Origin of the sequence: Paenibacillus sp. GD4, assembly GCF_030846225.1 — a bacterium.
In the GTDB taxonomy this organism is placed as follows: Bacteria; Bacillota; Bacilli; order Paenibacillales; family NBRC-103111; genus Paenibacillus_G; species Paenibacillus_G silviterrae.
In genome coordinates, this window is the sequence record NZ_JAVCYK010000001.1 from 3,090,865 (window position 1) to 3,111,349 (window position 20,485).

25 protein-coding genes and 1 other annotated feature (1 of these 26 cut by a window edge) are annotated in these 20,485 nt (G+C 53.2%); of the genes, 11 read left to right on the plus strand and 14 right to left on the minus strand.

From position 1 onward, the window contains the following. The first annotated feature begins 11 nt into the window (after positions 1-11). Positions 12-608, plus strand: coding sequence for a TetR/AcrR family transcriptional regulator (locus tag RAC89_RS14815; protein ID WP_284643906.1), 597 nt, complete (start codon positions 12-14; stop codon positions 606-608). 94 nt (positions 609-702) lie between these two features. Here the strand turns inward: RAC89_RS14815 and RAC89_RS14820 are convergent, their stop codons facing one another. Further along, positions 703-1,107, minus strand: a complete 405-nt coding sequence (locus tag RAC89_RS14820; protein WP_306614349.1) for a secondary thiamine-phosphate synthase enzyme YjbQ — start codon at positions 1,105-1,107, stop codon at positions 703-705. 124 nt (positions 1,108-1,231) lie between these two features. Here RAC89_RS14820 and RAC89_RS14825 point away from each other — a divergent pair, with 124 nt between their 5' ends. Together RAC89_RS14825 and RAC89_RS14830 are read left to right on the plus strand one after the other, a co-directional pair. Beyond that, positions 1,232-1,453, plus strand: a complete 222-nt coding sequence (locus RAC89_RS14825) for a DUF1128 domain-containing protein (RefSeq protein ID WP_284643909.1) — start codon at positions 1,232-1,234, stop codon at positions 1,451-1,453. A gap of 127 nt (positions 1,454-1,580) precedes the next feature. Further along, entirely contained in the window at positions 1,581-1,892 is a 312-nt protein-coding gene (locus RAC89_RS14830) for a hypothetical protein (RefSeq protein ID WP_306614351.1), read from the plus strand. A gap of 108 nt (positions 1,893-2,000) precedes the next feature. Here RAC89_RS14830 and RAC89_RS14835 read toward each other — a convergent pair whose 3' ends face one another. The 8 genes from RAC89_RS14835 to rlmD all read right to left on the minus strand — a co-directional run bounded on the left by RAC89_RS14835 (position 2,001) and on the right by rlmD (position 7,742). Continuing rightward, complete coding sequence (locus RAC89_RS14835) at positions 2,001-2,165, minus strand: hypothetical protein (RefSeq protein ID WP_306614352.1); 165 nt, start codon at positions 2,163-2,165, stop codon at positions 2,001-2,003. A gap of 70 nt (positions 2,166-2,235) precedes the next feature. Then, positions 2,236-2,616, minus strand: coding sequence for a c-type cytochrome (locus RAC89_RS14840; protein WP_306614354.1), 381 nt, complete (start codon positions 2,614-2,616; stop codon positions 2,236-2,238). Positions 2,617-2,723: 107 nt separating this feature from the next. Next, the gene (locus RAC89_RS14845; protein ID WP_306614356.1) at positions 2,724-3,272 is read right to left on the minus strand and encodes a histidine phosphatase family protein; all 549 of its coding nucleotides are present in this window, start codon (positions 3,270-3,272) and stop codon (positions 2,724-2,726) included. Then, positions 3,269-3,730: a DinB family protein gene (locus RAC89_RS14850; RefSeq protein WP_306614358.1), complete on the minus strand. Its 462-nt coding sequence runs from the start codon at positions 3,728-3,730 to the stop codon at positions 3,269-3,271. Before RAC89_RS14850 ends, RAC89_RS14845 begins: the two co-directional genes overlap by 4 nt. Before the next feature lie 41 nt (positions 3,731-3,771). Further along, the gene (locus tag RAC89_RS14855) at positions 3,772-4,926 is read right to left on the minus strand and encodes an MFS transporter (protein ID WP_306614359.1); all 1,155 of its coding nucleotides are present in this window, start codon (positions 4,924-4,926) and stop codon (positions 3,772-3,774) included. 251 nt (positions 4,927-5,177) lie between these two features. Next, positions 5,178-5,609 carry an NUDIX hydrolase gene (locus tag RAC89_RS14860; RefSeq protein ID WP_306614361.1) on the minus strand — a complete coding sequence of 144 codons (432 nt, stop codon included), beginning with the start codon at positions 5,607-5,609 and terminating at the stop codon, positions 5,178-5,180. A 103-nt stretch (positions 5,610-5,712) separates the two neighbouring features. Then, positions 5,713-6,291, minus strand: coding sequence for a DUF4256 domain-containing protein (locus RAC89_RS14865; RefSeq protein WP_306614363.1), 579 nt, complete (start codon positions 6,289-6,291; stop codon positions 5,713-5,715). Positions 6,292-6,314: 23 nt separating this feature from the next. Then, positions 6,315-7,742 (minus strand): 23S rRNA (uracil(1939)-C(5))-methyltransferase RlmD, encoded by a 1,428-nt coding sequence (gene rlmD / locus RAC89_RS14870; protein ID WP_306614365.1) that lies wholly within the window; start codon positions 7,740-7,742, stop codon positions 6,315-6,317. Between the two features lie 444 nt (positions 7,743-8,186). Between rlmD and RAC89_RS14875 the strand changes: the two genes are divergently transcribed. Next, a complete protein-coding gene (locus tag RAC89_RS14875) occupies positions 8,187-8,396 on the plus strand; it encodes a hypothetical protein (RefSeq protein ID WP_306614367.1) in 210 nt (69 codons plus the stop codon). A gap of 113 nt (positions 8,397-8,509) precedes the next feature. Then, on the plus strand, positions 8,510-10,279 hold the full coding sequence (locus RAC89_RS14880) for a B12-binding domain-containing radical SAM protein (RefSeq protein ID WP_306614368.1): 1,770 nt from the start codon (positions 8,510-8,512) through the stop codon (positions 10,277-10,279). A 64-nt stretch (positions 10,280-10,343) separates the two neighbouring features. On the opposite strand, the gene RAC89_RS14885 is transcribed toward RAC89_RS14880, so the two are convergent. Both RAC89_RS14885 and mnmM read right to left on the minus strand, forming a co-directional pair. Then, on the minus strand, positions 10,344-11,309 hold the full coding sequence (locus RAC89_RS14885) for a type I phosphomannose isomerase catalytic subunit (protein ID WP_306614370.1): 966 nt from the start codon (positions 11,307-11,309) through the stop codon (positions 10,344-10,346). Positions 11,310-11,376: 67 nt separating this feature from the next. Continuing rightward, positions 11,377-11,949, minus strand: coding sequence for a tRNA 5-(aminomethyl)-2-thiouridylate-methyltransferase MnmM (mnmM, locus tag RAC89_RS14890; protein WP_306614372.1), 573 nt, complete (start codon positions 11,947-11,949; stop codon positions 11,377-11,379). Between the two features lie 185 nt (positions 11,950-12,134). Here mnmM and RAC89_RS14895 point away from each other — a divergent pair, with 185 nt between their 5' ends. Further along, complete coding sequence (locus RAC89_RS14895; RefSeq protein WP_306614374.1) at positions 12,135-12,434, plus strand: hypothetical protein; 300 nt, start codon at positions 12,135-12,137, stop codon at positions 12,432-12,434. A 415-nt stretch (positions 12,435-12,849) separates the two neighbouring features. On the opposite strand, the gene mnmL is transcribed toward RAC89_RS14895, so the two are convergent. Continuing rightward, positions 12,850-13,800, minus strand: coding sequence for a tRNA modification radical SAM protein MnmL/YtqA (gene mnmL, locus RAC89_RS14900; protein ID WP_306614376.1), 951 nt, complete (start codon positions 13,798-13,800; stop codon positions 12,850-12,852). 195 nt (positions 13,801-13,995) lie between these two features. Between mnmL and RAC89_RS14905 the strand changes: the two genes are divergently transcribed. The 3 genes from RAC89_RS14905 to trmB all read left to right on the plus strand — a co-directional run bounded on the left by RAC89_RS14905 (position 13,996) and on the right by trmB (position 15,675). Continuing rightward, positions 13,996-14,607 carry a WGxxGxxG-CTERM domain-containing protein gene (locus RAC89_RS14905; protein WP_306614378.1) on the plus strand — a complete coding sequence of 204 codons (612 nt, stop codon included), beginning with the start codon at positions 13,996-13,998 and terminating at the stop codon, positions 14,605-14,607. Between the two features lie 24 nt (positions 14,608-14,631). Next, on the plus strand, positions 14,632-14,826 hold the full coding sequence (locus RAC89_RS14910) for a hypothetical protein (protein WP_306614380.1): 195 nt from the start codon (positions 14,632-14,634) through the stop codon (positions 14,824-14,826). Positions 14,827-14,928: 102 nt separating this feature from the next. Then, positions 14,929-15,675, plus strand: a complete 747-nt coding sequence (gene trmB, locus RAC89_RS14915; protein ID WP_306614382.1) for a tRNA (guanosine(46)-N7)-methyltransferase TrmB — start codon at positions 14,929-14,931, stop codon at positions 15,673-15,675. Positions 15,676-15,712: 37 nt separating this feature from the next. On the opposite strand, the gene RAC89_RS14920 is transcribed toward trmB, so the two are convergent. Together RAC89_RS14920 and RAC89_RS14925 are read right to left on the minus strand one after the other, a co-directional pair. Further along, positions 15,713-16,846 (minus strand): MGDG synthase family glycosyltransferase, encoded by a 1,134-nt coding sequence (locus RAC89_RS14920; protein ID WP_306614383.1) that lies wholly within the window; start codon positions 16,844-16,846, stop codon positions 15,713-15,715. 58 nt (positions 16,847-16,904) lie between these two features. Then, the gene (locus RAC89_RS14925; protein ID WP_306614384.1) at positions 16,905-17,432 is read right to left on the minus strand and encodes a phosphatase PAP2 family protein; all 528 of its coding nucleotides are present in this window, start codon (positions 17,430-17,432) and stop codon (positions 16,905-16,907) included. Between the two features lie 208 nt (positions 17,433-17,640). Between RAC89_RS14925 and RAC89_RS14930 the strand changes: the two genes are divergently transcribed. Both RAC89_RS14930 and RAC89_RS14935 read left to right on the plus strand, forming a co-directional pair. Next, a complete protein-coding gene (locus RAC89_RS14930) occupies positions 17,641-18,813 on the plus strand; it encodes a glycosyltransferase family 4 protein (RefSeq protein ID WP_306614386.1) in 1,173 nt (390 codons plus the stop codon). Positions 18,814-19,096: 283 nt separating this feature from the next. Next, the gene (locus tag RAC89_RS14935) at positions 19,097-20,332 is read left to right on the plus strand and encodes a glycosyltransferase family 2 protein (RefSeq protein WP_306614388.1); all 1,236 of its coding nucleotides are present in this window, start codon (positions 19,097-19,099) and stop codon (positions 20,330-20,332) included. 43 nt (positions 20,333-20,375) lie between these two features. Next, positions 20,376-20,485 (plus strand) — a sequence feature (ribosomal protein L20 leader region) (it continues 48 nt past the right edge of the window).

The following is a 20,485-nucleotide window of genomic DNA, read 5'->3' on the forward strand; positions in this document are numbered from 1 at the left end:
GAGCTGGAGAGGTGGCAAGAAAAGCGGTTGCACAGGAGCTGAGCAGGGAGCGGATTTTGGATGAGGCCAGGCTTTTATTCGTAGAGCACGGGTATCATGCTTTAACGATGCGCAGCATCGCCAAGTCTATGGGCTACAGCCATGGAGCATTGTATTATCATTTTCGGGAAAAAGCGGAGCTGTTCTACGCGCTGGTAACAGACGACTTTAAGCTGCTGCTTGAGCGGCAAAGGGAAATGCTGAGCCGAACGCGCCTTGGCGACCTGGGGCAGCTGGAGAAGCTGATGCTTGAGTTTATCCGCTTCGGGCTGGAAAATCCGAACCATTACGAAATCATGTTCATGATCAAGGACCCGGAATTGCAGCGGTACTCGAGGACGGAACAGGCACAATGCCTGGAGCTGTTTGCTACGGTCGTCCGGTCGGTGATCGCTCGACAGCCGAAGAACGAGCAGAAGATGTACAGCATGCCATGGAGCCTGTTTATGTCGATGCACGGATTCATCTCTTATAATATTCATTATAACCAAACCTTCGATGACGTGAAGAAGCTCGCGGAATCGCATGTGAAGTATTTATGTGAAGGGCTAAAGGAGCAAGCCGGATAACACCCGCTTGGATGAGAGCCGTTTTTTTTGCTCCTCTCGCTTTATTGCATTGACGCATGACCGCTGTTAGGCTTCACTGCTTTTGGCTAATGGTCTATTCGGACTTCAATAGCCGAACCAGGCAAGTGCGCTCCCGCGGCCCGTCAAATTCACAGAAGTAAATCCCTTGCCAGCGGCCGAGCAGCAGCCGGGAGCCGGAAATCAGCACGGTTTGTGAGCTGCCCACGGTCATCGCCTTGAGATGGGAAGCGGTATTGCCTTCAGCATGCCGGTATTTCGGGTGCTCCCAAGGGTATACCTCATCGAGCCGCATCAGGACATCATGCTTCACATCCGGATCGGCATTTTCTTGAATCGTGATGCCTGCGGTGGTATGCGGACAATAGATAACGGCGATGCCCTCCTCAATGTTCTCTTGCTTAAGCAAGTCGTGAATCTGGCGGGTGATCTCGATCATTTCGTCCCGCCTAGTCGTCTTGAAGTGAAGCGTATGGATCATGGCTGGATTCCCTCCTTAGGAAGCTTATGTAGCGATTGGGAACATTATATTACAGGAAGCGCCCGTACTCCAAACGTGGTACAATAGAATCTTGACGGATGAGACGAGGAAGGTGGAATTCCCCATGGATTTAACGCAGAACACAATGGAAAATACAGAGTTTATGATCGAGGAAATCAAAAAGAGACTTCGCATGGCGACCGGGGCTGCCCTGAAGGCTGCAGCGCTTGGGGATGAGCAGTACGAGGACCTTAGGGACATCTATGACATGGTGTGCAGCAAGAATCAGTTCAGCATCAGTGAGATTGAGGCGATCACCAGCGAGCTCGGTAGACTGCGCAAATAGGTACACACGTCCATTGTCGGGGCCTATGGACTTCTATACAAGCAACCTAGCTGCCGCTTCCGTATGATATAGCGTTACACAACCATTCCAAGGGCGATGCCCGGTGCGAATAGGGAGGTGCACGCATATGCAGAAAGCGGTTCGCAAGAAGGACGTAAAGAAACTCGTTGGCAAGCACATCTATGCTGTACGTAAAGACGGCTCCGTAGTGGAAGGAAAGCTGGTTCGAATCAGTGGCGGGAAGCTGTTTGTATCCCAGCGCAAGGGAAAACAAGCTAAGACCTCGGCCATTGCCCCATTAGTGTTGTTTGACCTGCTGGCCATTGGCACAGCGCCGTACGCTTACGGAGGCTATGGTTATGGCGGTTATGGCGGTTATGGTTACCCGTATGGGGCCGGTTTTGGTTTTGGGGCTCCGTATGGAGGGTTTTTCTGGTAATTGGATGCAGCAGGGTTATGCAAGGGTCTTTGCCTTCTGCGGAAGGTGGAGGCCTTTTTCGCGCGAGAAAAAAGACGGAACCCACCGTTCCGCCTTCTGTTCAGGCAATTAGCTCATTGTGTTGTTTTCCTCTTGAGCCTCATTCGTTTGATTCGCACCTTGCTGAAGCTGGGAGGCGAGGGCTTGTACCTGCTGCTGATCCTGTTCGCTCTCCGCATTGGCTTGCGCCGCGTTCAATCCGTGCTGTACAGTGTTTTGTTGGTTTTCCGCCATCAGTATCACCTCCTCATGACTCTTAAAGTATTCCACAGGGTTCCCCGGAAATATCCGTCTGTAAAGCGAATTATTTCTTCGTCAGCAGCCAATCCGTCAACGCGTTGATTTCCTGATCCTTGAGCTTCCCTTTAAAAGCGGGCATCCCATTGCCGCCATTCGTAATGCGTCCCGAGATTTCTTCTCTGGACCTCCGAGCGCCTACCTGCTGAAGATTCGAATTACCGCCCATGCGTCCTTCCAGGTTATCCCCGTGACAGCCCACACAGTTGGCCTTGAAAATAGCCTGCGCATCCGCAGCTGTTGCTGTACCACCGGCCGCTGTACCTCCTCCGGCTGCGCCTCCGCCTGCTGTATTGCCGGCTGGGTTGTTTGTTTTGTTGCCGCCGCATGCCGTCAGCTGGGTAAACACCAGCAACGTGCACAGGATCGTAGTCCATTTGTTCATCATGAGCACCCTTCCTTTGGATATCGTGGCTAGCTACTTTACAGGATACACAACCACTTTAAGGTTATCCGGGTGCCCGCGTGGAAAATAAAACCAAATGAAGGTGGGCTTTATGTCTTCCAGATGCGTTCGACCAAAGGCAAGCCGGTTCGGCTCGAAAAGGTAAGCCGGTATACATCGGGGTTCGTGAGAGCTTCCCATTCCTTGAAGCCAAACCGGTCGTCATAATACCTCAAGAGAAGGGAAATCAGATTGCCGTGAGAGACAAGCACGCAGTGGGTGAAGCCGCCCTGAAGAATATCTTTGACGACTGATACCGCTCTGTTCATCGCATCACGGCTGGATTCGCCGCCTTCGTAGACGCGTTCCAAATCATCGTAGGTCAAGCGAAGCATTTCACGCCACTGCGGGTGACTGCTGCCGGTCAAGACACGTTCCATCAATCGTTTGTCCGTATACACGGGGAGACGGAGCCGTGCGGCTAACGGTTGAATGGTTTGACGAGCTCTTAAGTACGGGCTGGAGAGGATGTGATCGACTGGTGTATCCAATAATAAATCGGCCAGCTGCAGTGCTTGGAGCTGCCCCTTCTCAGTGAGTACCGCTTCGGGCGCTTGCCCTTCGGCTTGGCCGTGTCGTACGAGGTAAATATAGTTCATGGGCGCCGCTTCCCAAGGAATGTATTGATTTGATTACGATGATGCTCATCATGCTCTGTAAAGATGAGGATAAAGCTCTCATAAGTATAAGGCTGCCCATCTACGGTAAAGTGTGTGATCTCATCGTATTGGATGGCCAGGGCGTCCGTAAGCTGCCTACGCGCGTGAGTCACGTCATCGATCAGCTTCTCAAGTGTAGAGTAATCCTGCGCTAAGACAGCGGCTCTTTGGTTATGCTGTTCGATATCGATGAAGGATAACTTGGCGTCGCTCGCTACATGGGGAAGCATCTCCTCGAGCAGATTCCTGTCCCAGTTCATGATGTGGGTCAGAATCTCACGAGGGGACCATTTGCCTGCTGCTATGGGGTCCCGCCATTGGCCGGCGGCGGTTTCCTTGAGCTTTTTCGCCCAAGGGATGAAGTCGCAGAGCTGCTGTATAAGATGATGAGTCGTCATTGGTAGGCTCCTCTCATAATAAGGGTTCATGGGGTTCGGCGTTAAGGCTCTAGTACAGAGCGCTTCTCCGATAATTTCTGTCTGGCAAGGGCTGCAAACACGACTGCCGAAACCGCAACTGACGCTGCACAAACGATGAACAAGGCGGCGTATCCGGTGTATTGGGAAACCCAGCCCAGCAAGATGGCACCGAGTCCGATCCCAAGATCGAATGCTGTCAGGAACGATGCGTTGGCCACGCCCTTCTTATCCTGGGGAGCCAAACGGAGATTTGCCGCTTGAAGAGCCGGCTGTGCGGAGCCCATACCGATACCGAACAGCACGGCGGAGACCAGAAGCCCGCCCAGCCCGTTAGAGAAGCTCAATACAAGCAAGGAAGAGACGGTAACCGCAAGGGCCGGGACGATGATATAGGCTTCACCGAGCCGATCGGACAGCTTGCCCGCGAAGGGTCTTGTGAGCGTAAGCGCCACGGCGTAGACCAGAAAGAAGGTACCGGGATTGACCTGAATCGAATCTGCGAACAGCGGAAGGAAGGTCGTGATCCCGCCGTAAGCGATCGTCAGGAAAAAAAGCGACGTTGTGACAGGCAATACGGATTTTTCGAATAGAACGATACGCCGGATCTCGGTTTGCGGTTGAGCAGGGAGTTTCGTTGTAAATACAAGTATTAGGGCTACCACAGATAGACCGGCCGCCAAAAGAAACAGGCTGTGGAACGATCCCTTCTGTACAACCCATATTCCAAGCATTGGGCCGATGGCCATCGCGATGGTCATCGCCATGCCGAACCATCCCATACCTTCCCCCCGACGGGCTATAGGAATAATATCGGTAACCGAAGTGCTGACGGCCGTGGTAGAGAAGGCCCAGCTTGCGCCGTGAAGCACCCGCAAGGCAAGAAGGAGGGCAATGCCGCCGATCCAGTTATATAAATACATCGAGAGGACAAAGAAGACCAGTCCCCAGACCATGAACGGCCTTCTGCCATACCGGTCCAGCAAGCCCCCGACAACAGGGCGAAAGATGACCGCCGTCAGGGTGAAGGCTCCTGCAGCCAGACCGACCTGGGATTCGTTGCCGCCCAGCTCTTTAATAAAGAGCGGCATCGTGGGCAGCAGCAAATAAAAGCCGGTGAATAAGACAAGCATGCCTAACGTCATCTGAATAAAGGATTTCGTCCATAATCGTTCCATACGCGTACACCTCCATGGGCTGTCTGAAATGCTGCTTCTTACTCTTCCTTGTTTCGATTGCGGTCGATTTCCGATTCCCAAATAAAACTACCCACAAACCATCGGTTTATGGGTGTACGAAAAGTATATGTATTTGGATCTTTCACTGGAATATTGTGCGGACCTCGCGGGACCTATCCGAAGAAGCCGGGAAGAGGGGAACCCGAGAGGGAAACTTGGATCAAAACCGGATGTGTCAGAGGATCACTTTGTTAGCTTAGCTGCCTTCTGGCTAATGCGGCTCTTCTGATGCTTTCTTTGGTCCACGGAGGAGCCGTGGGATGGTTCATGATCTCCTCGCTGGTCATCCAGTGGACGGCTTCCACCTCATCGGGACTCTTGCAGTGGGCTGTGCCTTGGTTGTACTCGCAGAGGAAGACCACATTGATTACGCTGCATCCATCATCCGTCACGAATGAGGAGCTATACACAAAAGTAACTGTATCCTTGATTTCGATGCCGACCTCTTCAGACAGCTCTCGTTTTATCGTCCGCTCCAGGATGTCAGCCGAATTTCCTTCGGCATCTACCTTTCCTCCCGCCAGTGACAGAGTCCCCCCTGCGTGTTCTTCTTTCATGCTTCGTGTAATCACGAGCCATTGATCGTCCCGGTAGACGGCGCCCTCCACGTTTACGATGAACATGATGGATTTTTGGCCTCCATTCCAAGTGAAAATTCATCCATTTTATGGTACCCCAAATCTCCATTCATGGGAAGAGGGTGATCTTAGGCTCCTCGCCCCAATTTTAGACCCTTAGCGAGCCGCGGAACCCTCTAGCAGCATAGTAGGATTCGGCTCCATTGTGGTACACGAAGACCGTGTCGTAGCGACGATCGCAAAAGATGGCCCCGCCGAGTTTTCTAATATTAGCGGGTGTTGTCACCCAGCTTGAAGTTTTCAAATCAAAATTTCCAAGCTTCTGCAGCCCGCGGTATTGTTCTTCTGTTAAAAGCTCGATGCCCATAGCAGCTGCCATATCGATCGCATTATTTTGCGGTTTATGTTCCTTCCTTGACTCCAGCGCTTCACGGTCGTAACAAATACTTCTGCGCCCTTTAGGGCTTTCCGCGGAACAATCGTAAAAAATATATTCGTCCGTCTTCGAGTCATGACCAATAACATCCGGTTCACCGCCGGTTCTCTCCATTTCATAGAGTGACCACAGTTTTTCAGGATGCGCTTCGAGCTTTGCTTGCAGGTTTGCCCATTCAAGACCTTGATGGCGATTCATGTGTTTCTCAAAACGGGCTTTGAGCGTTTGGAGTAGTTCTTCACGTTGTTCCGGCAATAATGCCTTTACATTGCCGATATCACTCTTAGTCATGTTAAGTTCTCCTTTCAAACATGTTATTTTCTAGTGAGTAAAGCACAACACTCCACGTGACTCGTCTGCGGAAACATATCCACCGGCTGGATCCACTCCAGACGGAAGCCGCCGTCCAGCAGCACCTTGCAGTCCTTCGCCAGCGTGGACGGGTTGCACGACACATACACGAGCCGCTCGGGCTGAGCCGTAATCACGGCGTCCAGCAGCGGGCGCTCGCAGCCGGTGCGCGGCGGGTCCACGACGACGACGTCGGGGCGAATTCCGCTGCGGACCCACTCGGGCAGCAGCTTCTCGGCCCGGCCGACGTAGAAGCGGGCGTTGTCCGCACCGCTGTCTCTAGCGTTCCGGCGGGCATCGTCGACCGCCTCCGGGATGAGCTCGACGCCGCGCACCTCATGCGCCTGCGGAGCCAGCCAGAGCCCGATCGTGCCGGAGCCGCAATAGGCGTCGACGACGAGCTCCTCGCCTGTCAAGGCGGCAGCCTCGCTTACGGCGTCGTACAGCTTCACCGTCTGCTCGGGATTGAGCTGGAAGAAGGCCCGCGGGGATAGCGAGAAGCGAACCTCGCCGAGCATCTCGTCCAGCCGTTCCTTCCCCCAGAGCAGCACCGTTTTTTCCCCGAAGATCAGGGGCGAATCCGCTTTATTGATGTTCTGCGCAATAGTGGTAACCATAGGCAGGTTCACACGAATGCGTTTCACCAGCTCCTGCTGCTGAGGAATGCGGTCAGCCGCCGTGATGAGCGTCACCTGAACCTCCCCGGATTGACGGCCTACCCGCGCGACAATCGTACGGACGACACCCTGCCGCGAACGTTCATGGTAGATAGGGATATTCAACTCGATTAATATGTCCCTAACCTGGCCGGTAACCTGATTAATGACCGGATGCTGAACCGCACAGCCTGCAATATCCACCAGCTTATGGGTCCCGGGAGAGTACAAGCCGGTAATCACCCGGTCGCCCTCGCGGCCCACTTGAAGCTGGGACTTGTTGCGGTAGCCCCACGGGTCCTCCATGCCGAGGATCGGACGGAGCGGGAGCTCCGTCAGCTTGGCGTACCGGGAGAACGACTCCCGGACAATCTCCTCCTTGGCCCGCAGCTGGGCGGGATAGGACATATGCTGCAGCTGGCAGCCGCCGCAGCTCTCATAGACAGGGCAGGGTGGCTTGACCCGATCCGGCGACTTTTTCTCAATGCCGACCAGCTTGGCGGTGAGGAAGCTGGACTCCACCTTGGTGACGGTAGCCTTCACCACTTCTTCAGGCAAAGCGCCGTCAATGAACGCAGCTTTGCGCTTGTAGTAGCCGACGCCTTCTCCGTTAATGCCGATCCGCTTAATAGTGACGACAATCCGGTCGCCTACCTTCACGTCCTCTGCCGTCCCAAGCGAGGGGCGCGGTCGTGAGGCTCCATTTTTCCTACCATGTGGCTTTACTTTATTCATCAAGGATACGCTCCGTTTCTTACCCGATAAGTCGTTCATTTGGATAAAAGCTGCTTCAACAGGCCGGTTTGCGTGTAATTAGGAATCGTGCCTCGAGTCCACCGGCCCCATCCGATAAGACGTTCACGGTGCGTCATCGGCGTCAGGCATCATCCATTACACTTATGCCCGTGAATAGCAAGCCTACCTGCTACTTACTACTATACCACAGCGAACCACTCAAGCCGAAACAGGCTAACACATGCCGACTTTCCAAAGTAAATCATGCGGGCACATATTTTTCACAAATATCGGTAAAACTATTTCCAAATCTGAATACAGTATGTATCGGGGAATTTTTAACGGTACGTTTATATTCCTCTAATCTTGTCTTCATATTTAGTGTGTAAGATAAGGGACAGAATAAAACAAACGAAAGGATGTAAGATGATGATACTGTACCAAATGGCGAAACGATTGGAGCAGCGAAATCAGCTGAAGGAGACGATCGGCCGGACCGAAGGGAACGTCGAGGAGCTTCTGACAAAGAAAGAGCAGGTCGAGGAACAGCTGCAGTCGCAAGCGAATGTGTGGACGGAAGAAGGGCAGGATGCTTTTACGCTATCCGCACTAACTCCCGAGATCGACGGAACGCAAACCACTTATTCATGGTAGATGGGAAAATGGGATCGAACTTCGGATTCCATTTTCTTTTTTTTGTAATCATGCAGGTTTCCGTGTAGAATTGAGGGATAAATCCACTTGATATAAAGGAATTGCATACCCTTATGAACATCGTTCTATCCACGTTAAACGCCAAATATATTCATATGTCGCTTGCGCTTCGCTATTTGAAATCGTTTGCTGAGAAGGACTTCCCGAGCATTGCCATCGCGGAGTATACGATCAAGGACCCGGCCATGAACATCGTATCGGACCTTTACCAACGAAAGCCGGATGTGATCGGCTTCTCCTGTTATATTTGGAACATTGAAGAGACAATCGTCGTGATCGGAATGCTTCGCAAAATTATGCCGAACGTAACGATCGTACTCGGCGGGCCGGAGGTTTCGTACGATACGGACTATTGGATGAACCGTCTGCCCGAGGTGGATTTCATCGTAATGGGGGAGGGGGAGGAAACCTTCCACCACCTGCTCACGGAGCTCCAAGGAGATAAGGCGTACTACAGCGTCTTTGGGCTTGCTTACCGGAGCAAGAAGGATGGCAGTGTCGTGCTGAACGCACCGCGTCCGAAGCTTCAGCTGGATGACATTCCGTCGCCTCATCGGTTTGCCGAGGATGTGCCTAGCCTGGCAAGCCGTGTCGTGTACTTCGAGACAAGCCGGGGCTGTCCGTTCAGCTGCCAATTTTGCCTTTCTTCTATAGAAGTGGGTGTGCGGTATTTCGACATGGAACGGACGAAGAGCGATCTGTTGTATTTGATCGACTCCGGAGCAAAGCTGATCAAGTTCGTTGACCGCACCTTCAATATCAAGCGTGACTATGCAATGGAGATTTTCGAGTTCCTGATCCGGAACCATCGCGGCTGCGTGTTCCAGTTCGAGATTACGGCGGATATTATGCGGCCCGAGGTGCTGGACTACTTAGCTGAAAATGCGCCTCCAGGCGTGTTCCGCTTCGAAATCGGCGTGCAGTCGACGAATGATCTCACCAACAGCCTGGTGAAGCGAAGACAAAACTTCTCCAAATTGACACGGACGGTCATGAAGGTGAAGGAAAGCGGCAAGATCGATCAGCATTTGGATCTCATTGCCGGGCTGCCGGAGGAGGATTACTACAGCTTCCGCAAAACGTTCAACGATGTATTCGTCTTACGGCCGGAGGAGCTGCAGCTCGGCTTTCTCAAGATGCTTCGCGGTACCGGCATGAGGCATGATGCGGAGAAATACGGCTACATTTATATGGACCATGCGCCTTACGAAATTTTGGGTAACGACATCCTTCCTTTCTCGGATTTGGTGAGAATCAAGCGGGTGGAGGATGTGCTGGAGAAGTATTGGAATGCGCACCGGATGGATCAAACGGTGGAGTATTTGATCACGCGGGAATTTGCTTCGCCCTTCGATTTCTTTCAAGAGTTCGGGGATTATTGGGAAGCGCAGGGCTGGCAGAAGATCGGGCATCAGCTGGAGGATCTATTCACGCGATTGCTCGCTTTCCTGCAGGATCGGGGAACGGAGCGAATGGATGTGGTTGAAGGGCTCATGAAGCTCGATTACTTCCAGAATCACAAGTACAAGCCGCGGAAAATCTGGTGGGATTTCACTCTCGACAAGGCACAGCAGTTAGCCTACATGCGGCTGCTGGCGGAGCATCCGGAGCAGGCGGCAGGCGGTTTCGCTGAGCTGCGGATCAGCGAGAAGGACCTTCACAAGCATGTCATGGTGGAGGTTGTGCCATTCGATCTTGCGCGCTATTTATCCTCTGGTGAGCTGGAGCCGGGCAAGCCGCAGCTGCTCATTGCTTATTTCCCGCCGGACGGGGCGGCAAAAGCCCAAGCCTACGCGATGGATGCAGATGCAGCAGTAGTATAATAAAAACACCGTACCTGGAAAACGCTGCAGCTCAGCGCCAGGTACGGTGTTTTTTGCGTTATGATTACGGTAAGTAGCTTCGGAGTACGGTCATGCTTCCTTGCAGCGTGTAAGCGCCCAGGTTGGCAGGGATCAGATAACAGTCCCCAGGCTTCACAGGCACCTCGCCGCCGTCCCAACGAATCGTTCCCGTACCGTCGCAAATGATATGAATCAGGAAGCTCTCGGGTGTCGTCTGCAAGCTCCAGGAGCCCTCCACATGCCCTTTCTCCGTAACGAAGAAAGGCGTGTCCGCCAAGGTCAGCCAGCTGTTGTCCTGGGACAAGTCCGTCTTCATATAAGTAGCGCCGGAGCCCTCATAGGCCGTTACATTAAGCGAGTCCTCCACATGCAGCTCGCGCGGCTTGCCGTCCAGGCCAAGACGATTATAGTCGTACACTCGATAGGTTGTGTCGGAGTTCTGCTGAATTTCGGCGACCAAAACGCCCGCACCCAGAGCGTGAATCGTGCCCGCCGGAATATAGAAGGAGTCGCCGGCAGCGACTGAAATCTCATTCAGACAGTCCATGATGCGATTCTCCTCGATAGCCTGCGCAAGTGACTCACGTGTCACGCCGTCCTTCAGACCGTAAATGATTTTTGCGCCCGGCTTGGCATCAAGAATGTACCACATCTCGGTTTTGCCCAGCTCGCCCGGCTGGAGTCGCTCATAATCGTCATTCGGGTGCACCTGCACCGACAAATCGTCATTGCAATCGAGAAGCTTAATCAGCAGCGGAAAGCGTCCGTTTTTCTTGGAGAAGCCCTTGCTTCCGAAAAATGCCTCGCCATATTGCTCGCGGATTTGGTCCAGACCGAGGCCTGCAAGCTCGCCGTTCATGACGGAGGTGGTTCCGTTCGGATGGTCTCCGATCATCCAGCCTTCGCCGATATGGCCTTCCGGCAGGTCGAATCCGAATTGCTCCAAAGCCCGGCCTCCCCAGACACGTTCTTTAAATTCCGGCTTGAATTGTAAAGGATATGGTTTCAACTCTCTGCTCCCTGCTTTCTCTATTTGGTAAAAGAACCCTTCATGCTAAGGATTATAGCTTATCTAGCTATCTCTTTTCTATAGCGATGACATAGGGAGGGTGATTTTTTTGGTTAAGAAAACGGTATTGCAGCACTTGAAATTCCTTCTGAGGAAGCGCTGCAGCCCAAGCCTCAACCGCTTCCGCCTCCTCCATGCCGCCCGGATGACCCGTGTACAGCACGATCGTGATGACCCCGCCGCGGCGAAGCAGCTGAGCGGACGCATCAAGCGCAGGAAGGGTGGAGGAGGCCGTGGTAGTGACGGCATGGTCCTGTCCCGGCAGGTAGCCGAGGTTGTACATGACCGCGGCTACCTTGCCGTGCTGCTCTTGCGGCACGCGCTCAAGCAGCTCCGCGTGGCTGCATAAGTGCAGCCGGACATCGCTGTCCGGCTGTTCTGCTGCGAGGCGCAGAGCGGTTTGCTCCAGCGCCTGGGATTGAATGTCGAAGGCGTGAACGACGCCTGCGGAACCGACTCGGCGGGACAGGAAGACGGTGTCGACTCCGTTCCCTGCGGTAGCGTCGATGACGATTTCGCCCGGCTGCACACGCGCCTCGATCAGTTGATGGGCAAAGCTGAGAATGGATACGAAGCCCACGATGTCTCTAGTCCTTCCGTATATAAGATTCCGAGGAAATAACGGACTTTGAAGGTCTTATTATCCCTATAAATGCGATCGTTTTGCGATTAGCGGATTCCGAAGGCCTTATTTGAAACGAAAACAAAATAAACAAGGGAAAATCGATAATATAAGCAAAATAAGTCCGTAAAAATCCGTTATTCGTGTTAAATAGGAGCAAATGTAAGGAATATGACCCTGAAAGTCCGCTAATTACTTTTGCCATAGGGTCTGAGCGCCAACGTTACTTCCCAGCGCCCGCCCGCGGCACGTCATGCAGCTCTCCTTTACCTGTGCCTGCGCCTACCGTCTCGCCGGGAGCTCCCGCCGGCTCCGACGTCGCCTTCGGCGGCGTCAGCGGCTCGCTCGGCGCTGTCGTGGCCGGCTCGCTCGCCTTGGCGGGCTCCGACGCCGCCTTCGCCGGCTCCTGCACCGGCTGCGCGGCCGGCTTCGGCGTCGGCTGAGCCGGCGGCTGCACCGTGGCCACCGGCGATTGAGCCGGCGCAGCGGGTGCTGCCGCCGGTCCGCCGCTTGCCGCGCTGCCGCCGGCTCCGCCAGCGCCTGCGTCCCCGCCCGCGTTAGCGCTCGCCGCCGCCCCCGGGCTCACCGCGCCGCCCGGCGTGCTAACGCCGGACTCCGCCTTCGGGGGCGTCGCCAGCTCGCCTATCGCGGGCGCAGTCACCGCCGGCTTTGCCGGCTCCGGCGCCTTCTCGCCGCATGCGGCCAAGGCCAGCACCGCTGCGCCGAGCACAATCCCTGTATACCAAGTTACATTTTTTCTCATGGGCTATCCCCTCTATTCCTCAATCAGTAGATGTCTCTATCCTGGGAAATGAAGCTACCCATTATATCGGCTCCCTTACCGCGGAAATGAACCCTCTAAGGCCGGTAAAGCTTTCCCTGCCAAGTATCGCGGCTTCGCAGCTCGTGATCGAACGCGTTCAGCACTTCCCATTTTTTCAGACTCCACATCGGTCCGATCAATAAATCTCTGGGCGCATCCCCGGTAAGCCGGTGTACAATCATGTCCGGGGGCAAAATTTCCAACGTATCGACAACCAGCTTCACATACTCATCCTTTTCCAAAAACCGCAGCAGTCCGGCTTCATATTGCTTGACCATAGGCGTTTTGCGCATCAGGTGGAGTAGATGGATTTTGATTCCCTGCACATCCATTTTGGCTACAGCTCGCCCGGTCTCCAGCATCATTTCATGGCTTTCTTGCGGAAGTCCGTAAATAATATGGGAACATACCCGAATGCCATGCTTGCGTAATCTTCTTACCGCATCCAGGTAACAGTCTGTGTCATGTGCGCGATTAATCAGCTCTGAGGTGCTTTCGTGAATCGTCTGAAGTCCCAGCTCCACCCATAAATAGGTGCGCTGGTTCAGCTCGGCTAAATATTCCACCACGTCATCCGGTAAGCAATCCGGGCGAGTCGCAATGGAAAGCCCCACCACACCCGGCTGCTGCAAAATCACTTCATAATACTCCCGCAGCTCCTCCACCGGAGCATACGTGTTGGTATAGGCTTGAAAATATCCGATATATTTGGCTTCCGGCCATTTTTTGTGCTGAAGGTCCCGAATGCTGTTGAACTGTGTTACCAAGTCATCCCTACGGCTGCCGGCAAAATCCCCTGACCCTCGCGCGCTGCAAAACGTGCAGCCTCCGATGGCGATATTACCGTCCCGGTTCGGACAAGTAAATCCGGCATCGAGCATGACTTTGAATACCTTCGTGCCGAACTGCCGCCTCATTTCATAATTCCATGTATGAAAACGCTTGTCCCCCCATAACCGGGGAGACGTCGTTGCTTCCGGCTTCATGATGCGTTCCTCTCCTCGAACAAAGTTTCCTTCATTAATGTATCCGCCTCTATTGTACCGAATCCGCGCCCGAATTGCGAACCATTCCCAGAGCTTCACATGCTCCTGTATCTTCCACAGGATAAGAACCTGCTTCCGAGTCCATGCTATGTTTGCAACAACAAATCAAGCACTTTTGAAGGGAGAAGACAATCGATGAACAAGTTTAACAAGACCGTTCTGGCGTTGGCTTTGACTGCTTCTTTGGGCTTTGGCGGACAGGCGTTTGCTGAAACTTCCGGAACAGGAGCCGCTGGTACTTCCACGAATGGAACGCATACGACCAGCACTTCTTCCGGTACCTACGGTGCAGGGATGACTACAGGCGACTACGGCAATGTAGGTACGACTACCGGTACCTATGGTACTACCGGAACTACCGGTACTACTACAGGAACCACTGGTACTACAGGGACTACCGGTACAACTACAGGAACTACTGGTACGACCGGTACAACAGGGACAGGTACAACAGGTGCCGGTACAACAGGGACTGGCACAGGCATCGGCGCAGGGATTGCCAACATGGGTAATGCCGTGCGCAATTACAGCGATAATATGATGGATCGCATGAGCACTTATAACAACACGAACGATACTACTACCGGTACTGGATATACAGGCAACTACAATACCGGTACGTATCGTACGACTGCAGCTACGGATAACGATACGGACTGGGGCTGGTTAGGTCTTTTAGGTCTTTTGGGCTTGGCGGGTCTGCGGAGCCGTAACCGGGACCGCGACTTCAACACCAACAACCGCTAAGGTACACGGAAGGGGATAGGTGGCATGAAAATCCCCCAAGGGAATGAAAAGCTGACCATCGAGCTTTCTCTAAAGGAAGCGATGGCGTTAGCCAGCGGTGTGCGATTTCACGAACAGCCGGGTCTGCTTGCTGAAGCGAAGCGTAAGCTTCGCTCCCAGATGGAGCAGCTTCTGCTGCCGGAATCGGATAAGCTGCACTACCAGCTGATCGAAGCGTAAAGGGAAAGTCCGGTTAACTGCCGCTCCAGTGGCGGTTAACCGGTCTTTTATTTCTCCTGAATTAAGGGTATAATCCCTTTGTACAGAAGGAGGCTGCAAGACATGCGGTTACGCGGGAGAAAAGGAATTATAGAAGCGCTCGAGGCACAGCCGGAGCTGGTCGTACTCGATGCGGCACAATATAAAGGGCGCTGGGCAGAAGTATTCGGCAATGATCGGCCGATTCATGTGGAGCTCGGCATGGGCAAGGGGCGTTTCATCAGCCAGCTGAGCGCGCTCAATCCGCAAATTAATTACATAGGCGTAGATATGTACGATGAGCTTGTCCGCCGTGCTTCGGAGAAGGCGGCTCAGTCCCGTGAGGAGCATGGCGGGGATTTGTCCAACCTGAAGCTGGCTCGGTTTAACATCGAGACCATTGAGAATATGTTTGCTCCGGGTGAACTGGAACGCGTGTATCTGAACTTCAGTGATCCTTGGCCGAAGAAGCGGCATGCCCGCCGGAGGCTGACCCATCATGCTTTCGTGACGAAATACATGTCCATGCTGAATGCGCGCGGCGAGATTCATTTTAAAACGGATTCTAGGTCTTTATTCGAATTCTCCTTGAATTCCTTTGCCGATATGGGGCTTCGGATGCGAAACATATCTCTAGACCTTCATGCCGAAGGCCCACGTACGGATCTCATAATGACGGAATATGAGACGAAGTTTCACGAGAGAGGCATGCCGATTCACCGTGTCGAGGTAGTGATCGGTGAGCAGGCGCTTACCGAGCATCTGCAGGCGGTAAAACAATCCATGATGAATGAACCGAAGCCGGAAGAGAGCGAAACCGACGCCGAGTAATAATAAAAACCTTCGAGCAGGGCCTGGTAACAGAGTCCTACACGAAGGTTTTTTGCATGGTCAGCATTTCCATAATGGCCTGCGAGCAGTCCTTGACTTGAGGCTTGCTCTGGCGCTCGGTCAGCATGGCTCTGCGCTGAAGCAGCTCGGGATACCGTTTAAGCAGCAGCTCGAACCAGTGATCGATCGTTTCGGCCGAGGTGATTTGCTGTCCGAATCCATGCTGAGTAAAGTACTGCAGGTTTTCTTCTTCCTGACCGGGAATCGGTTTGTAGAAAAGCATCGGGATTCCTTTGGCAAGTCCCTCCGTGCAGGTCATTCCGCCAGGCTTCGTAATGAGAAGATCGGATACGTCCATCCATTTATCGATTTCATTCGTGAAGCCAAGGAGTCGAATATTGTCGTGTTGAAAACGTGGGTCCTCCGACATCGTTTCAAGCGCCTTCTCATTACTGCCTAAGCAGATGATCAGCTGGATCCGGTTTCTCCACCTGGTCAAGTAAGGCAGGAAGTCCTCGTCCTTCACCAGACCCCAGCCGCCGCCCATGACAAGCACCGTAGGCATCGGCTTCAGCCTGAAACGATCCCGAAGCTCCTCCCGGTTGTTCTGCTCGAGGAAATTCGGGTGAACGGGAATGCCGGTAACCTCGATGGATTCCTCCGGTACGCCTCGGCTGAGCAGCTTTTCCTTTACAGCGGGAGTCGACACGAGGTATTTATTCACTTCAGGGCTCACCCAGGTGCCGTGAGCATCATAGTCCGTAATGACGGTACATAACGGAATATTCAAACCGAAGCGCTTGAGCCGTGAGATCACCACATTCGGAAACGGATGCGTACAGACGATCGTATCCGGCTGCAGCTGATGGATGATCTCCGCTGTTTGTGCGTAGAAAATTCGGTGCAATGCCAGCTGCGTGAAGCGGTTGAGCGATTTTTTATATTGGGAGCGATACACCATACCGTAAAGCTTGGGCTGGGTGGTGACGGTTTTCCTGTAGGCGGTGAAGATCCATGGAGCGATCGTAGGATGAAGGAATGAGCCTAGCTCCAGTACGCGGGTCTGAACCTCGGGTGATTGCTGGCGCAGGCGAACGGAAAGCGCGTGTGCTGCCTGAGTGTGGCCGGCACCGAAGCCTTCGGATAATAACAGAACCCTCTTTTTCCGCATGTGCGTCTCACCATACCTTGTACCGAGTGGAATTTACACCATTTTAACATTACTGCTTTTACCCGAAAAATGCAACGGTTCCCAGGGCGGTTACGGTGCCGATGAATGCCCCCGCCATACAGTCCGAAGGATAGTGCAGTCCCAGATAAATGCGGGATAGCCCAACCAGGGAAGCCAAGGGAAGCAGGGCGGTTGCGGCCCAAGGACTTAAGAACATGAAGGGAAGCGCGACCGAAAATACGGCCGTGGTATGCCCCGAAGGGAAGGAGTGGTCGGTCAGCGGGTTCTTGCAGGTATTCGTATCGGGTAGAACAAGATAAGGACGAAGCCGCGGATATTTCCTCTTCATGATGGCGACGGGGATATGGCTTGCCGCTAGGGCGATGCAGCTCTGAATTCCCGCCAGCCTCCAGCTGCCCTGGGCGAATATGGCGAAGCAGAGCGCGATCATGATGGAGGCGGTAGCACCGCCCAAATGGGTCAGCGTGCCGAACAAGCGGTCTAGGACGCCGTGCTGCATCCGCTGGTTTACCCAGCAGAACATACGGCGCTCGCGAGCCTGCAGCCATGTAACCATTCTGCTCAAGGCTTAAGCCCTCCTTGTAATGAATATCTTCGTTGCTTATTTCATCATATCAGCCGATTGTTAACGCAGTATCATCCGGATATCAAATCTGAAGCTCCGGCATTTTTCACATAGCCATAACTCTCGGTTAACACTCACTTGGTAAGATGATCCTGATACGATACGTATTTGGGGCTGTCCCGTTTCAAATTCCCTTGAGGAGGTTATTATGAGAGTAGCCATCTTCACAGACACGTTCCTGCCGGATATTAACGGTGTGGCGAAAACGCTTGGGCGATGGGTGGACTATTTGGAATCGCGCGGGGTGGAGTGCAAGGTATTCGCACCGCAAAGCCAGTCTCCCGAGAATACGGACCGACAAACAGTGGAAAGGTTTTACAGTATTCCCTTTCTATTGTATCCGGAGTGCAGAATGGCCATTCTAAGCCCAATCAATCTAAGAAGGACATGGAAGGCTTTTGCACCCGATCTCATTCATGTAGCCACTCCTTTTAACCTAGGACTCTTGGGCTTGTTCTATGCCAAGAGAAATCACATTCCCCTCGTAGCCTCCTACCATACTCATTTCGATCAATATTTATCCTATTATAAGCTGCAGTGGATGGAGCCCATGCTTTGGCGATATATGCTGTGGTTTCATCAAGAATGTCGAAAAATTTATGTGCCTTCCAGATCAACCCGAGAGCATCTTTTGGACAAGGGTCTGCATAATCTGGAAATATGGTCGCGCGGTGTGGAGGTGAACCTGTTCCATCCGTTCGTGGATCGCCGAAAGGTTCTCGCCGAATGCAACATTGATCCGAGTCATTTCGTCTTGTTATATGTTGGAAGGTTGGCCCCGGAGAAAAGCATCGACGTTTTGCTTGCTGCTTTCGACGGGTTATGCGATGACATACGTACCCGCTCGCATTTGATCATTGCAGGTGACGGCCCTCTGCTGGGGCCGCTTCAGGAGCAGTATGCGGACCGCAAGGATGTTACGTTTACCGGATTTAAGATGGGCAAGGAGTTAAGTGAGCTGTACGCGGCGGCGGATGCCTTCGTCTTTCCGTCGGCAACCGAGACCTTCGGCAATGTGGTGCTGGAGGCAATGGCTTCGGGAACGGCAGTGATCGGGGCCGCGGCAGGCGGAGTGAAGGACAACATCGAGCACGGCCGCACGGGACTGTTATGTCCCCCGGGAGAGCCGGCAGCATTTACACGGGCGATGCAGGTGTTGTATTCCGATCCGCTCTATCGCTTGGAGCTGGCCAGAGAAGGCCGAAGCTACAGCCTTGGCCAATCCTGGGAGCACATCTTCAGCCGCTTGTACGGGAGCTACTTGGATGTGGTCTCGGAGGCGAGGGGCAATTATGGATTTTTTTCGAACACCCGCTTATAAAATGATTGAAAAACGATGAAAATAAGAGGTAAAAGGTTGGTTGGCGAAGCGTCTGACCGGAAACCTCATGCTTTTTCGCCAGAACTACAGAATCGACCCTCATTAGCGGTTCAAGGGTGTTTGACAAAAGAGCGTAAAGAGAGGAAAATCATATTCGGCGACCCGCGAAAAACCAATTCAATCCAACGAATAGTCTTACACGATGATGGATTCGAGGCATTTAGAGAGAGACGCAAATACAAGCGAGTAAAAAGGGTACGTACAAAAAAGGGGGATGTTTGTAATGCTGGACAGTATTCTGTTAGGCATCCAGATCGTCTTAGCTGTCATTGGAGCCTATCAGCTGTTGCTGACGTTTTTCGGTTGGTACCGCCGCAAGAATAAACAGCACCATGCGCCGCAAAAGTCATTTGCCGTGCTGGTAGCCGCTCACAACGAGGAGCAAGTGGTTGGAGCCCTGATTGAGAACCTGAAAACACTGGATTACCCGAAGGAGCTTTACGATATATTCGTCATTTGTGACAACTGCACGGACGGCACGGCGCAAATTGCAAGGGACCACGGCGTATACGCCATGGAACGCAGCAATCCGAAGCTGCGCGGCAAAGGCTACGCTATCGAATGGATGCTCAAGGAGCTCTGGAAGATGGAGCGCCAGTATGATGCGATCGTCATGTTCGATGCCGATAACCTCGTGAGCCCGGATTATCTGACGCACATGAACGACGATCTGTGCAACGGCTCCAAGGTCATTCAAGCCTACCTGGATACGAAGAACCCGCACGATTCTTGGATTACGGCGGCCTATGCAACCACTTACTGGTACTGCAACCGCTTGTGGCAGCTGCCTCGGACGAACCTGGGCCTTGCGAACTTCCTTGGCGGCACGGGGATGTGCTTCGATACCAACCTGCTGAAGGAAATGGGCTGGGGCGCAACGAGCCTCGTCGAGGACCTGGAGTTTACCATGCGCTGCGTGCAGCGCGGTGTGAATCCGATTTTTAACTACGATGCGAGAGTGTACGACGAGAAGCCGCTGACCTTCAAGGCTTCCGCCCGCCAGCGTCTGCGCTGGATGCAGGGCCACTTCGACGTAGCCCGCCGCTACTTCTTCCCGCTGCTGTGGCAGGGAATCAAGGAAGGCAACTGGGCGAAGATCGACTCCGCCGTCTATGCGGCGAACGTATATAACCTGTTCATCGGCTCGATCCTGACCATCGTGCTTTGGATTGACCAGCTGCTTCCCGGCGTACCGACCTTCACATCGCTTTATGCGTTCATGCCGGCCGCATTCGCGCTGTTTACAGTCGCAACGTATGCGCAGTTCCCGCTGGCGATGATGATTGAGAAGGCACCGCTGAAGTCTTACCTGTACATCATCACGTATCCGATCTTCCTGTTGTCTTGGTGGCCTATTACGTTTTATGCGTTCTTCACACAAAACAACAAGCAGTGGAGCCATACGCAGCATACCCGGGTCATTCGCCTCGAGGATATGCAGAGCAAGCAGGCAAGCTAGTACTAGTTGACTTGGGCAATTGTAAGTGATATACTGTTTTAGTGCGAAAAAGTAGAAGCGCCCGCTTCTCACCTGACCGACCTAGGTTGGCTGGTTCATGATCTTGAGTGACCTTATTGGAGATAGGCTGTATTCAGCTCTATCATTCACTTG